General features: G+C 68.2%; 11 protein-coding genes. 7 read left to right on the top strand and 4 right to left on the bottom strand.

Going from position 1 to position 13,383, the window contains the following annotated elements:
• The first annotated feature begins 50 nt into the window (after positions 1-50).
• Positions 51-1,250, top strand: a complete 1,200-nt coding sequence (locus ABIE41_RS23840; RefSeq protein WP_192642939.1) for a M20 family metallopeptidase — start codon at positions 51-53, stop codon at positions 1,248-1,250.
• 113 nt (positions 1,251-1,363) lie between these two features.
• Here ABIE41_RS23840 and ABIE41_RS23835 read toward each other — a convergent pair whose 3' ends face one another.
• On the bottom strand, positions 1,364-3,205 hold the full coding sequence (locus tag ABIE41_RS23835) for a glycoside hydrolase family 15 protein (RefSeq protein ID WP_354193298.1): 1,842 nt from the start codon (positions 3,203-3,205) through the stop codon (positions 1,364-1,366).
• Between the two features lie 2 nt (positions 3,206-3,207).
• Positions 3,208-4,002 (bottom strand): trehalose-phosphatase, encoded by a 795-nt coding sequence (gene otsB / locus ABIE41_RS23830; RefSeq protein WP_192642674.1) that lies wholly within the window; start codon positions 4,000-4,002, stop codon positions 3,208-3,210.
• 284 nt (positions 4,003-4,286) lie between these two features.
• Here otsB and ABIE41_RS23825 point away from each other — a divergent pair, with 284 nt between their 5' ends.
• From ABIE41_RS23825 to ABIE41_RS23800, 6 genes are all read left to right on the top strand, one after another.
• The gene (locus ABIE41_RS23825) at positions 4,287-5,831 is read left to right on the top strand and encodes an alpha,alpha-trehalose-phosphate synthase (UDP-forming) (protein ID WP_192642673.1); all 1,545 of its coding nucleotides are present in this window, start codon (positions 4,287-4,289) and stop codon (positions 5,829-5,831) included.
• Between the two features lie 183 nt (positions 5,832-6,014).
• On the top strand, positions 6,015-8,282 hold the full coding sequence (ptsP, locus tag ABIE41_RS23820; protein ID WP_192642672.1) for a phosphoenolpyruvate--protein phosphotransferase: 2,268 nt from the start codon (positions 6,015-6,017) through the stop codon (positions 8,280-8,282).
• A gap of 50 nt (positions 8,283-8,332) precedes the next feature.
• Positions 8,333-9,418: a peptide chain release factor 1 gene (gene prfA, locus ABIE41_RS23815; RefSeq protein ID WP_192642671.1), complete on the top strand. Its 1,086-nt coding sequence runs from the start codon at positions 8,333-8,335 to the stop codon at positions 9,416-9,418.
• 84 nt (positions 9,419-9,502) lie between these two features.
• Positions 9,503-9,778 carry a hypothetical protein gene (locus ABIE41_RS23810; protein WP_354193294.1) on the top strand — a complete coding sequence of 92 codons (276 nt, stop codon included), beginning with the start codon at positions 9,503-9,505 and terminating at the stop codon, positions 9,776-9,778.
• A gap of 53 nt (positions 9,779-9,831) precedes the next feature.
• Positions 9,832-10,650: a peptide chain release factor N(5)-glutamine methyltransferase gene (gene prmC, locus ABIE41_RS23805; protein ID WP_354193292.1), complete on the top strand. Its 819-nt coding sequence runs from the start codon at positions 9,832-9,834 to the stop codon at positions 10,648-10,650.
• Between the two features lie 364 nt (positions 10,651-11,014).
• Complete coding sequence (locus tag ABIE41_RS23800) at positions 11,015-12,058, top strand: DUF4167 domain-containing protein (protein ID WP_354193290.1); 1,044 nt, start codon at positions 11,015-11,017, stop codon at positions 12,056-12,058.
• 52 nt (positions 12,059-12,110) lie between these two features.
• Here ABIE41_RS23800 and ABIE41_RS23795 read toward each other — a convergent pair whose 3' ends face one another.
• Positions 12,111-12,896: an MOSC domain-containing protein gene (locus tag ABIE41_RS23795; RefSeq protein WP_192642668.1), complete on the bottom strand. Its 786-nt coding sequence runs from the start codon at positions 12,894-12,896 to the stop codon at positions 12,111-12,113.
• A 79-nt stretch (positions 12,897-12,975) separates the two neighbouring features.
• Positions 12,976-13,320, bottom strand: a complete 345-nt coding sequence (locus ABIE41_RS23790; RefSeq protein ID WP_192642667.1) for a DUF2293 domain-containing protein — start codon at positions 13,318-13,320, stop codon at positions 12,976-12,978.
• Between the last annotated feature and the right edge of the window lie 63 nt (positions 13,321-13,383).

Raw genomic sequence — 13,383 nt, 5'->3', positions numbered from 1 at the left:
AAGGTCCCGACTAGTCCCGTCCGGAACCATGAGAACGAGCCATGAGCGCGATGACTCCCGAGGAAGCCAAGGTCACGGCCTGGCTCGCCGACCGCAAGGACGCGATGGTCGCGCTCCTGCGCGAGATGGTCGATACGGATTCCGGTTCCTACGACAAGGAGGGCGTCGATCGCGCCGGGCAGGTGATCGCCCGCTTTCATGAGCGCAACGGGCTCGATGTCGAGATCATCCCCGATGGCCGCTATGGCGATGCGGTCAAGGCGCGCCTGCCGAACCCCTCGGCCAACGACCAGCGCCCGGTACTGCTGCTCGGCCATCGCGACACCGTCTTCCCGAAGGGTGAGCCGACGCGACGGCCGTTCTCGATCAAGGATGGCCGGGCCTATGGGCCGGGCGTCGCCGACATGAAGGCAGGTCTCGTGATCGAGGCTTTCGTCGCCGCCGCCTTCGCCGAATGTGGCGGCCTCTCCGCCCCGCTGATGATGCTGACGACGAGCGACGAGGAGATCGGCTCGCCGTCCTCGCGCCCGGTGATCGAGGCGGCGGCGCGGGAATCGCGCTGTGTCTTCAACGCCGAGCCCAGCCGCCTGCCTGTCGGCAGCGATTTCGCCCGCGACCGGCGCCAGTCGGTCACCAGCGGCCGCAAGGGCGGCGTCTTCATGCGCGCCGAATTCACCGGCAAGCCCGCCCATTCCGGCGCGAACTACGAGAAGGGCGCCTCGGCCATCGTCGATCTCGGTCACAAGATTCCGAAGTTGCAGGGCCTCACCGATCTCGAGAAGGGCATCACGGTCAATGTCGGGCTGATCGGCGGCGGCCAGACCGTCAACACGGTCGCGCCCCATGCCTGGTGCGAGATCGACCTGCGCTATGTCACGGCCGCCCAGCGTAGCGCGATGGTGGATGCCATCCGCGCCATTGTCGAGACGCCGGTCGTGCCAGGCACGGGCGCCGTGCTCTCGATCAAGGGCGAGTTCCTGCCGCTGGAAGGGACGTCTGACTCGCAGAAGCTGTTCGAGACCTATCGCGAAGCGTCCGCCGGCTTCGGCATCGCGACCATCGCCGAGTTCACCGGCGGCTGCGCCGATTCCGGCTTCACCGCGGCGCAGGGCTGCCCGACGCTGTGCAGCGTCGGGCCCATTGGCGGCATGGCCCATACGCCCGACGAGTTCCTTGAGGTCGAGAGTATCGTGCCCGCCGCGCAGGTGCTGGCGCTGTCGGTGATGCGCGCGGCGAAGCTGATGGAGTGAGGCGCCAGAGACGTCATGCTCGGGCGACGCGGAGCGGCGACCCGAGCTTCTCGGGCCGGAGGGTCTCCTTCACGAGATGGTCCGGGCAAGCCCGACCATGACGCTTACCTTGGTCAGAACGCCTCTTCCCAATTGCGGCTGAGCCGCATCGCCGAGTTGATCATCCCGACATGGGAGTAGGTCTGGGGGAAGTTGCCCCAGAGCTCGCCTGTTTCGAGATCAGCGTCTTCCGACAGCAGGCCGAAACTGTTGCGCCGTTTCAGGATGCGGCCGAACAGGGCCTTCGCCTCCTCGCGCCGGCCGATCGCATGCAGCGCATCGACATACCAGAAGGCGCAGATCAGGAAGCCGGTGTGCATGAAGCCGAAATCGTCCTGCGTCGCGTAGCGCAGGAGGAGGTCGCCGCGCGTCAGGTCGCGGCCGATCGCCTCCACCGTCGCGACATAGCGCGGGTCGTCCGCCTTCAGGAAGCCGAGCTCGGCGAGCAGCAGGAGGGTGGCGTCGAGATCGTCGCCGCCGAAGGTCGAGACGAGATGACCCTTCCCGGTGTTCCAGATGTTGTCGAGGATCACGCCCTTGAGGCGCGTGGCCTCGGCCTCCCAGTATGCGCTGCGGTCGGCGCGGCCGAGCGTCGCCGCAATGCGGGCGAGACGATCGCACGCCGCCCAGCACATCACGCTGGAGAAGGAATGCACCGCCTCCTTCTCGCGCAGCTCCCAGGGGCCGGCATCGGGCTTGTCGAAGCAGGTGGCGGCAAGCTGCCCCATCCGCTCCAGCTGGCCAAACAGCGATTCCTTGCCGGGCTGGATCAGGCGTTGGTCGAAGAAGGCATGGGTCGCCGCCAGCACGACCGCGCCATAGCCATCGTTCTGGACCTGGATCGCCGCGCCATTGCCGAAGCGCACCGGCTGGTGGCCGCGATAGCCCGAAAGCGTGGCTGCCTCGAATTCACGCAGCGTCCCGCCCCTCGTGATCGGATAGAGCGGCGGGAGATGCTCGGCGCCGCTTTCGGTGAAGCTGTCGACGATGTTGGTGATGAAGCCGAGATAGTCCTCCATCGTTCGCGTCGTGCCGAGCCGGTTCAGGGCGTGGACGACGAAATAGGCGTCCCGCAGCCAGCAGAAACGGTAGTCCCAGTTGCGCTGCGTGCCCGGCGCCTCGGGGATCGAGGTGGTCAGCGCCGCGACAATGGCGCCCGTCTCCTCGAAGGCGCAGAGCTTCAGCGTGATCGCCGCGCGGATGACCTCGCGCTGGTATTCGAAAGGCAGTGAGAGCGAGCGCACCCAGCCCCGCCAGTAATCCGTTGTCTTGTCTAGGAACTCGCGTGAGGTTTCCTCGATCTCGGCGCGAAGCGCCTCGTCGGAGCCGATGAAGAAGGAATAGGGCCGCTCCACTGCAAAGGGCACGCCGTCCACGACATAGGAGATCGGCGCGTCCGTGGTCAGGCGGATGGTCTGGTCGGCCCCGACGAAGCGGACATGGTTGGAGCCGCGGGTGATCTCGTCGGGCTCCTCGCCGATGCCGAGCGCGGGCTTCACGACCACGCGGATGCGCGGCCGGCCGGAGATGCGCCGGACGCGCCGGACGATCTGCGGCGGCCGGAAGAAGCGCTCATAGCGCACGAAGCGCGGCGCGAAATCGAGGATCTCGATGGCGTTGCCATGATCGTCCGACAGCACCGAGGAGAGGATCGCGGTGTTGTCGAGGTAGGACTGCTCGCAGCGTGTCATGCCCACGAGTTCGATCGCGAAGACACCCTTTTCGGGCATGGCGTCGCCGTCATCGGGCTGGTTGTCGATCAGGGCACAGAAAACCGGGTCACGGTCGAAGCGCGGGAAACAACCCCAGACGATCCGGGCGCGCCGGTCGATGAGGGCCGCGATCGAGCAGTTGCCGATCACGCCGAGGTCGAGCGAGGCCGAATGAGGCCCCGCAGGCATCGTCGAAACAGTCATCGTCATCCTTGATAGAAGCTGGAGGCCGTCAGGCGGCCGGTGTCGGCTGCGTTGAGGAGAATGGCACGCAGCGCGGTCGGCGAGGGCAGGCGCAGCGGCGCCAGCGTTTCGCCGTCGCCGATGCGAATCGAGAGCCCGCCGAGCGCATTCACCGCCTCGAAGCCATGCTCGTCGGTGACGTCGTCGCCGATGAAGACGGGCACGCGGCCGGCATAGGGTGCCGCCTGCATCAGCTGGGCGATGGCTGTGCCCTTGCTGGCGCTGGCGGGAACGAGTTCGGCCACCGCCTTACCGGCCTGCAGCCGCACGAGCGGGCCGATCCGGTCCGCGATGCCCTGCATGAGATCGAGTGCCTCGTCGTGAACATGCGGGGCGAGGCGCCAGTGCAGCGCGACCGAGATGTGCTTGTCCTCCACGATGATGCCGACATGGCTGTTGGCGAAGCGAACAAGGTCCCGCACGGCCAGCCGCATTTCGGCAGAGGCGTGCGCCTGCGTCAGCACTTCGCCTCCGAGGCGGACATCGGCACCATGCAGGGCCGCGGTGTCGAAGCGGTAGGGCGTCAGCACGTCGTCGAGGAAGGAGATCGGCCGCCCGGAGACGAGCGCCAGAGCGCCCGACAGATGGCCTCGCAGCGTGTCGAGCGCCGCAGGGACACGCCGATCGAGCCGGACATCGGCGGGAGAGGGCGCGATCTCGACGAGCGTCCCATCGAAGTCGAGGAACAGCGCGATGTCCCGCTGATCCGCAGCCCAGGACGCGGGCTGCGTGGCGACGGAAGGATCGATGAAGGTCATTGTAAAAAACCTGTTTGAAATCAAATGCTTTCGATGACTATCCGGGCGTTTCCGCGGTCCGTGAACGGCTGATCGTCGGTGCGGGCCATGCCCTATTCAGCATCGCAATTCGACATTACGCGGGCCGTCCCGCCTTCCTCTTTCCATAGCACGGCCACTCCGGCGCCGATTTCCGGCGACGCGATCTCGAAACATTACGCCGCGGCAGGCGTTCTGTTCCTGCTCCCTGCCGAATTTGGATCGTTGCGACGGCGGGAAACAGGCCACAGGAGACCATCGCCGCCATGCGCCTCGTCATCGTCTCGAACCGCGTCACCATCCCCGAGCGGAACGAAAAAGCCGCCGCTGGTGGGCTGGCGGTCGCGCTGCGGGAGGCGCTGGAGCAGCAGGGAGGCCTCTGGTTCGGCTGGAGCGGCAACGTCAAGGAGGCGGCCAGCGCACCGAACGTCGTCGAGCGTGGCAATGTCACCTATGCGGTCACCGATCTGACGGAGGCTGAACGCCAGTCCTACTATCTCGGCTTCTCCAATCGCGCGCTCTGGCCGCTGATGCACTACCGGCTCGGCCTCACCGAGTTCTCGCGGGTGGATTACGCCGGCTACCTCGCGGTCAACCGCCGCTTCGCCAAGGCGCTGATCGGTTTGCTGCGTCCCGACGACATCATCTGGATCCATGACTACCACCTGATCCCGCTGGCGGCCGAACTGCGCCGCCGCGGCGTCACCAACCGCATCGGCTATTTTCACCATATTCCCTGGCCGCCGGCCGAGGTCTTCGGCGCGTTGCCTTTCGCCTCGACGCTCGCGAGCACCATCGCCGCCTATGATCTCGTCGGGCTTCAGACGGAGACCGATGTCGGCAATCTGGTGGGCTGCCTCGTGGCGATGTGCGGCGCCGTCGTAGAGGGCGGACGGCTGCGTGTCGGCCGCCGCCAGACGCAGGTCCAGGCCTTCCCGATCGGCATCGACGTCGAGGCGTTCCGCAAGCTCGCGGCGGCTTCCGTGCGCTCGGCCACCACGCCGCTCAAGGCTACGCGCCAGTCGCTGGGCGAGCGCAAGCTCGTGGTCGGCGTGGACCGGCTCGACTATTCGAAGGGCATCGTCCAGCGGCTCGAAGCCTTCGGGCAGTTCCTGCGCAGCCACCCCGACCAGCGCGGCCGCGTCGGGCTCCTGCAGATCGCGCCGCCCTCGCGTTCGGACGTGCCCGAATATGCCGAACTCGACCGGCAATCGGACGAGGTCGCGGGGCGCCTCAACGCCGCGCTCGGCGAATTCGACTGGACCCCGATCCGCGTGGTCAAGAAAGCCTACTCCCGAAACGCGCTGGCGGGCTTCTACCGGCGTGCGCAGGTCGGCCTGGTGACCCCTATGCGGGATGGCATGAACCTGGTCGCGAAGGAGTATGTCGCCGCGCAGGACCCCACAGATCCCGGCGTGCTCGTGCTGTCGCGCTTCGCGGGGGCGGCGCATCAGATGGGCGAGGCGCTGATCGTCAACCCCTACGATACGCATGAGGTCGCGGAGGCCATCCGAACGGCGCTGGCCATGCCGAAATCCGAGCGCATCCGGCGCTTCGAGAAGCTCTACGCAACCATCGCCGCGACCGATATCGGCTGGTGGACGCAGAACTACCTCGCCGTGCTGTCGGGGGCCGCGCCATCGGAGCCGGAGATCGTGCCGTTTCCGGCGAAGCCCGCAAAGGCGGCTCAGGGGCGCTCTGGCTCGCGCAAGCCGCCGCAGAAGCCGCGTTCGGCGGAGGCCGCACCGGCGAACCTCCGCCTGGTCGGGCTGGGCAACGGTGCCTCCGCCGAGCCGCAGGCGCGTGGCTGACGCCCGTCCCCGCGCCGCGCCCTACAACCATTCCGCGTCATCGCGTCCGCGGCCCTTGCCCAAGACCGCCGCGGGTGGCTAGAAGCGCCCGAGGCGGGAGCGCTTGCGACTCGGCCATGACAGGTGTCAGGTCTGCGATGCATAGCGGCCTGGAAGGCCAGGCAGGCGGAGGACGAACAATCGATGCGAGGCGCTCACGGAGGATCGGGCGTTCTGCTGCGCCGCCTTCGGGAGGTCATGGCGGCGTCGATCAGCCCGCAGGAGCGGCTGGACCGGCTCGTCGTCCTCATCGCCGGCAATCTCGTCGCCGAAGTCTGCTCCGTCTATGTGCTGCGTGAGGACGGCTCGCTCGAGCTCTACGCCACCGAGGGCCTGAATCGCGAGGCGGTCCACCTCACGACCATGCGCGCCGGCGAGGGCCTCGTCGGCCTGATCGCCCGCGAGGCCGAGCCGCTGGCGCTCTCGGACGCCCAGAACCACCCGGCCTTCTCCTATCGCCCCGAAACGGGCGAGGAAATCTACCGCTCCTTCCTCGGCGTGCCGATTCTGCGCGGCGGCGCCGTGATGGGCGTCCTCGTCATCCAGAACCGCGCCTCGCGCCTGTACAGCGACGAGGAGATCGAGTCGCTCCAGACCACCGCCATGATCATGGCGGAGATGATCGCGGCCGGCGGACTCAAGTCGCTGGCCCGGCCGGGCGCCTCGATCGGCCTCGACCGTCCGATCCATGGCGTCGGCGTCTCGCTGGCGGATGGCGTCGGCCTCGGCCATGCGGTGCTGCACGAGCCGCGTGTGGCCATCACCAACTTGATCGCCGAGAACCCGGCCGGCGAGGTGAAGCGCCTCGAGGCAGCCATTGCGGAGATGCGCGCCTCGATCGACGAGCTGATCGAGCGAGGCGACGTCGCCCATATTGGCGAGCATCGCGAGGTGCTCGAGACCTTCCGCATGTTCGCCCATGACCAGGGCTGGCTGCGCCGCATGCGCGAGGTCGTGCTGACCGGCCTCACCGCCGAGGCGGCGGTCGAGCGCGTCCAGTCCGACACGCGCGCCAAGATGCTGCGCCAGACCGACCCCTATCTGCGCGAGCGCCTGCACGATCTCGACGATCTCGCCAACCGGCTCCTGCGCACCCTCGTCGGCAAGGCCAACGGCGTCGCCCGCGAGGAGATGCCGGAAAACGCGATCCTGATCGCGCGCTCGATGGGCCCGGCCGCGCTGCTCGACTACGACCGCGCGCATCTGCGCGGCCTCGTTCTCGAGGAGGGTGGGCCGACCAGCCATATCGCCATCGTCGCCCGCGCACTCGGCATCCCGGCGGTGGGCGAGATCGTCAACGCCACGGCGCTGATCCAGTCGGGCGATGCGGTCATCGTCGACGGACAGGCCGGCGAGGTCCAGATCCGGCCCCAGCCCGACGTCGAGAACGCCTACAAGGACAAGGCGCGGCTGCGCGCCCGCAAGCAGGAGCAGTACCGCAAGCTCAAGAGCCAGCCGGCCGTCACCCGCGACGGGGTGCCGATCGTGCTCCAGATCAATGCCGGCCTGCTGGTCGACATGCCGAATCTGGAGGCGACCGCAGCCGCCGGGATCGGTCTGTTCCGCACCGAGCTGCAGTTCATGGTCGCCGAGCACATGCCCACGACGAGCGAGCAGCAGGCGCTCTACACCGCCGTGCTCGACCAGGCGCAGGGGCGCCCCGTGACCTTCCGCACGCTCGACATCGGCGGCGACAAGGTGCTGCCCTATATGGAGCGCGTCGAGGAGGAGAACCCGGCGCTCGGCTGGCGTGCGATCCGCATCGGGCTCGACAAGCCGCGCCTGCTGCGCGCGCAGATCCGCGCGCTGCTGCGCGCCGGCGCCGGGCGCGATCTGAAGATCATGCTGCCGATGATCGCCACGGTCGACGAGTTCCTGCGCGCCCGCACCATCGTCGATCGCGAGCAGGCCATGCTGGCCAAGCAGGGTCATGTGCCGCCGCTCAGCCTCCAGCTCGGCGTCATGGTCGAGGTGCCCTCGCTGCTGTTCGAATTGCCCGAGATCGTGCGCGAGGCCGATTTCCTGTCGATCGGCACCAACGACCTGATGCAGTTCCTGTTTGCGGCCGACCGCGAGAACAAGCGCGTCGCCGACCGGTTCGATCCGCTCGGCGTCGGGGCGCTGCGCGCGCTCCGCAGCATCGTCGACGCGGCGACGGATGCGAACTGCCCCATCACCGTCTGCGGCGAGATGGGTGGCAAGCCGCTCGAGACGCTGGCGCTGATCGGGTTGGGCTATCGCGCCTTCTCGATGTCGGCGGCGTCGATCGGCCCGGTCAAGGCGATGCTGCGGGCGCTCGATGTCGGCAAGCTCACCGAGCGCATCGACTGGATGCTGGCATCGGGCGAGGGCGCCGCCAGCCTGCGGCCGCAGCTCGCCGCCTTCGCCGCCGAGTTCAAGGTGCCGGTCTAGCGGGCCGTCCCGGCCCCGCCGCACCCTCCCACCTCCCGTCCGAGTTCATCATGTCGCTTCAGCTTCCGCAGGACCGCCTCGACGCCATCGTCGCCCGCCACGCCGCGGCTTCGGCCGAGATCAATACGGCCACCGAGGCGACGCGTGTGGTCGAGCTGTCGCGGGAGCTCGCTGAACTCGGCCCTGTCGTGGCCGCCATCGCCGCCTGGCGCCAGGCGCAGACCGGCCTCGCCGAGGCCGAGACGCTGATCGAGGATGGCGCGACCGACGCCGAGCTGCGCGAGCTTGCCTATGAGGAGCGCGATTCCGCGCGTGTCGAGATCGACGCCCGCGCCCGCGAGATCCTGATCGCGCTGCTGCCGAAGGATGCCGCCGACGAACGCGGCGTCATCCTCGAGATTCGGGCCGGCACAGGTGGCGACGAGGCCTCCCTCTTCGCGGGCGACCTTTTCCGCATGTATCAGCGCCATGCCGCCCAGAAGAACTGGAGCATCGACATCCTCTCCGAGAGCGAGGGCACGGTCGGCGGCTACAAGGAAATCATCGCGGAGATTTCGGGCCGGGGCGTCTATGCGCGGCTGAAATACGAATCCGGCGTGCACCGCGTCCAGCGCGTCCCCGATACCGAGACCAGCGGCCGCATCCACACCTCCGCCGCCACGGTGGCGATGCTGCCGCTCGCAGGCGATGTCGACATCGTCCTCAACGACGCCGACATCCGCCTCGACACGATGCGCGCCGGCGGCGCGGGCGGTCAGCACGTCAACAAGACGGAATCGGCGGTGCGCCTGACCCATCTGCCCACCGGCATCGCGGTCGTGGTCCAGGACGAGCGCTCGCAGCACAAGAACAAGGCCCGCGCCTATGATCTGCTGCGCGCAAAGCTCTACGACATGGAGCGCACGCGGCTCGATGCCGAGCGCTCGGCCGATCGGCGCTCGCAGGTCGGTTCCGGCGACCGTTCCGAGCGGATCCGCACCTACAACTTCCCGCAAGGTCGCGTCACCGACCACCGCATCAACCTCACGCTCTACAAGCTCGACGAGATGATGCAGGGCCTTGTGCTCGACGACATCATCGACGCCCTCACCGCCGAGCATCAGGCCCGCCTGCTCGCGACAGAGGGGCTGGCATGAAGCGGGACGAGCCCCCTGCGATGAAACCTCTGCGCCCCTCCGGCGTTGCTGACGCATCGACAGTGCAACAGGGGGGACCCCTCGATGATCAAGACCTTTTCGGGCTTCGCCATCGCCGGCCTGATGGCCGGCTTCCTCGCCGCCCCGGCTCAGGCCCAGACGGCGGAGCGCGTGGAGCGCTCGATGGAGCGCGGCCTCAAGCGCGCGACGACCGGCGAGCCCGCCCGCATCAACAAGGCGATGACGCAGGCCCAGGCGCGCCGCGCCTGCCAGTCGGAGATGCGCGGCTCGGGCGAGAGCGGCTCGTCGATCCGCACCAAGATGCGCTTCTGCATGAATCAGAAGATGCAGGGCAACTGACCGCTCGCCCTGCGGCGACCGACGGCTTCGACGCCGCATCTCCCCTCCGGGAGGTGCGGCGTCAGCTTGTGCGGAGGCTGACGGAGGCCGGCCTCGACAATGCCGCGCTCGAGGCGCGCTGGCTCGTCGAGCAGGTCGCAGGCGCCACAGCCGATCCCTCGCTGCCGATCGCGCCCGAGGGCATGGCGCGTCTCGAAGACTTCACGATGCGCCGGCTCTCTGGCGAGCCGCTCTGGCGGGTCATCGGCGAGCGCGAGTTCTGGGGCCTGCCGTTCCGCCTGTCGCCGGAGACGCTGGAACCTCGGCCCGACAGCGAGACGCTGATCGAGGCTGCTCTCGCGCTGTTGGGGCCGCGCCGAACCGAGCCGCTGGCCATCCTCGACCTCGGAACGGGTACAGGCTGTCTGCTCATCGCCATGCTCGACGAATGCCCTGCCGCTCAAGGTCTGGGGCTCGATCTCTCGCCCGGCGCCTGCGAGACGGCCCGCGCCAATGCGCTGGCCAATGGTGTCGGCGGGCGCTGCGAGATTCGCCAGGGCCGATGGACGCAAGGGCTCGACGGCCGCTTCGACCTCATCCTGTCCAACCCGCCCTATATCCCCAGCCGCGAGATCGCCGGGCTCGCCCGCGAAGTGCGCGAGCACGATCCGTTGCTCGCGCTGGACGGCGGCATCGACGGGTTGGAGCCCTATCGCATCTTCGCGCTGACCCTCGGCGAGCATCTGGCGCCCGGCGGCCTACTCGTGCTGGAGATCGGGGCGGGGCAGGAGGCGGACGTGGTCGCGCTCATGCGCGAGGCAGGCTGGGTCGCGCGTGCAACGCGGCACGATCTCGGAGGTCATCCGCGCGCGCTGATCTTCGCCCTCCACTGAAAAAGCGCGGTCATTCGCGCGATTTTGCTTGGAGCGGCCGGGGAAATCCTCTATGCACCAACCTAGCCGACGCTGGTGTCGTCAGCACGGAGCCGCGGATCATGTCTGCGGTACCCGGTCGCTTCTTTCGGACATGTCCGCAGATCGACGGAACTGACCAGCCAGATTGGATACCGAAAGCGCTGTGGCGCTGATCGGCTGACGGGACCTCGGGTCCCCTTTGGAAAGAGCGCGTGAAGACCAGGAACGGCGGATCGCCACTTCAGGTCAATCTCCTCCGGCGCAGCGCCGCAACCCGCTGTGCGCCGGGACGCGCATGATGTCCCCACGGTTGCCTTGAGCACAGAGCGCGAGATTCACGCGAATGAGACCAGGTCAGAACCGGCGCATGCGCGGCCGTAACAACAATAATAACAACAATAACAATGGTAACCGGAAGGCGCCGAACCCGCTGCAGCGGAGCTACGAGTCCAACGGTCCTGACGTGAAGGTCCGCGGCACGGCCCAGCACGTGGCGGAGAAGTACCTCCAGCTGGCGCGCGATGCTCAATCGTCGGGTGACCCTGTGTCCGCCGAAAATTACTTTCAGCATGCGGAGCATTATTACCGCATCCTGCTCGCTGCCCAGGAGCAGATGGCCCAGCAGTTCGGCCACAGCTTCCCGCCCAACCGCGCCTTCAACGAGGATGCGGACGATGGCGAGGAGGATGGCGACGAGGACGGTCAGCCGATGCAGCAGGGCGGCCCTCAGCCCGACCAGCGCGGCGGCCAGGGCGGCTACAACAACAATGGCAACGGCAACGGCTATAATGGCCAGCACACCGGCCGCCAGGATGGCGAAGGCGGCGAAGGCCAGCGCTTCGACCGGGCGCCGCGTCAGAACGATCGCCCGGGCAATGATCGTCCCGGCAACGACCGTCCGGGCAATGACCGCCAGGGCAATCGCCGCTTCGACCGCAACGATCGCAATGGCGAGCGGCGCTTCGATCGTCCCGAGGGCGGCCAGAACCCGCAGGGCGGTTACGCGCCGCGTCCCGATGCGCCGCGCTCCGACATCCCGGTCGCCAGCGAGCAGCCGGATCTGGCGCCGCAGCCTGTCCAGGGCGAGCGTCGGTTCGATCGTCCCGATCGTGGCCCGCGCCCGGAGCGCCGCCCCCGTCGCGAGCGTGACGCTGGCCTCGATGCGGACCAGCCGGGCGACGATGTCGCGGCTGCGCTGCCGTCCTTCCTGACCAACCCGGTGCGCGTCCCGGTCACGGTCGAGCCCGAGGCGCCCGCCACGGAGCCCACCGCCGGCGAGTCGCCCGAGACTGCTGCAGAGGGCGCTCCCAAGCGTCCCCGCCGTCGCCGCTCCCCGCGCGAGGTCATGGATGCGCTGGGCTCGGAGGCCGATGGCTCGCCCGAGTGACGGCATGCGCGCTTGAACGATGAATGAGGGGCCCGCGAGGGCCCCTTTTTCGTCAGGAGATCCCGAGCGACGCCGGCGGCTCCGCCAGATCGAAACGCTCGCCCTCGGCCAGCCTCCCGCCGGCGACGATGCGGCAATAGATGCCGCAATCGACATGGCCGAAGGCGGACATCAGGGCCTTCGGCAGTTGCAGGTCGCGGGCGCCGGTCTGCGGGTCGACATTGGTCGCGGCGCAGCGCTCGATCCGCTTGATAACATGCAGCCGCAGGCCCGATGCGGTCGTCAGTTCGCGTCCCACGAGGTCGAGTTCCGCCCAGGGAGCCAGCCCCTCGACCATGATGTTGCCGCGGAAGCGCAGCGGATCGATGGCAGCGCCGATGCGCCCTTCCAGATCGGCGACGCTGGCGAGATTGATCAGGGAAACGAAACCGGAGCGCGAATCGGTGAAGCGATAGCCGTCCGGTGCTTCCAGCAACCGCGGTTCGCCGCGCAGCGCCTCCGGCATGAAGGCCTCGAAGAAGGCCGAGACGGACCGGCGGCCTTGCTCCGTGCGCGTCGAGGCGCGCAGCACCTCGGCCCCGTCACGGGCGATCACGAGGTCGCCGCTGTCATCCTCGAAACGGGTTCTCAGCGTCGCCAGCGCCTGATGCCGCATCAGCATCAGATAGCGGATCTTCGGCTGGTGGACCGGCTCGGCCGGGTCGAAACCCGACGGGCCGTTCTCGATGGCGAAGAGCCGGTCGCCGGGAAAATAGCTGTCGCTTTCCAGCCGTGCGGAGGTCAGGCGTTCGGGCGAGAGACCCTTGACCGGGTAGCGGTAGAGGGAGGCGATGCGCATGGTCGGTCCTTCGTCGATAGCGGCGGGACCCTAGCGCGCGCCCGCGGCGAGGTCCGATGACACTGTGTCATGGCAGCCATCAGCGCCGCGAGATCCGGGTCCGGACGGTTGCTTCCTCGGTCTCGGGCAGTTCCGCCACCGAGCGCTGGCAGCCCCAGCCCGCGAGGACAGCGTCCGTTTCGTCGACGACGAAGAAGCGCGCCGCTTCCCGGTCGTAGCCATCCGCGAGGAGCAGTTCGTAATCGGTGTGGACATGGCGGACATGGCTGCCCAGGGCGAGCCAGAGCGCGGTCGAGGGCGGGAGATCCTTCATATGCCGGCGCTCTGCCAGTTCCACCACGGCCTGCGCGTCGGCGAGCGGAATGCCCGGCGCCAGAGCCCGGAGCGCCCTACGGATCGACTGCTGTCGCTGCGTGCCAGCCATGCCCCATCGTGCCCGCGGGATTTGACCCAGGTCAATTCGGTTTCGCCGCCTCTTCCGTTGCGG

It is taken from the genome of Bosea sp. OAE506, assembly GCF_040546595.1.
Lineage (GTDB): Bacteria > Pseudomonadota > Alphaproteobacteria > Rhizobiales > Beijerinckiaceae > Allobosea.
This window is presented reverse-complemented; position numbering and strand designations above follow the sequence as displayed.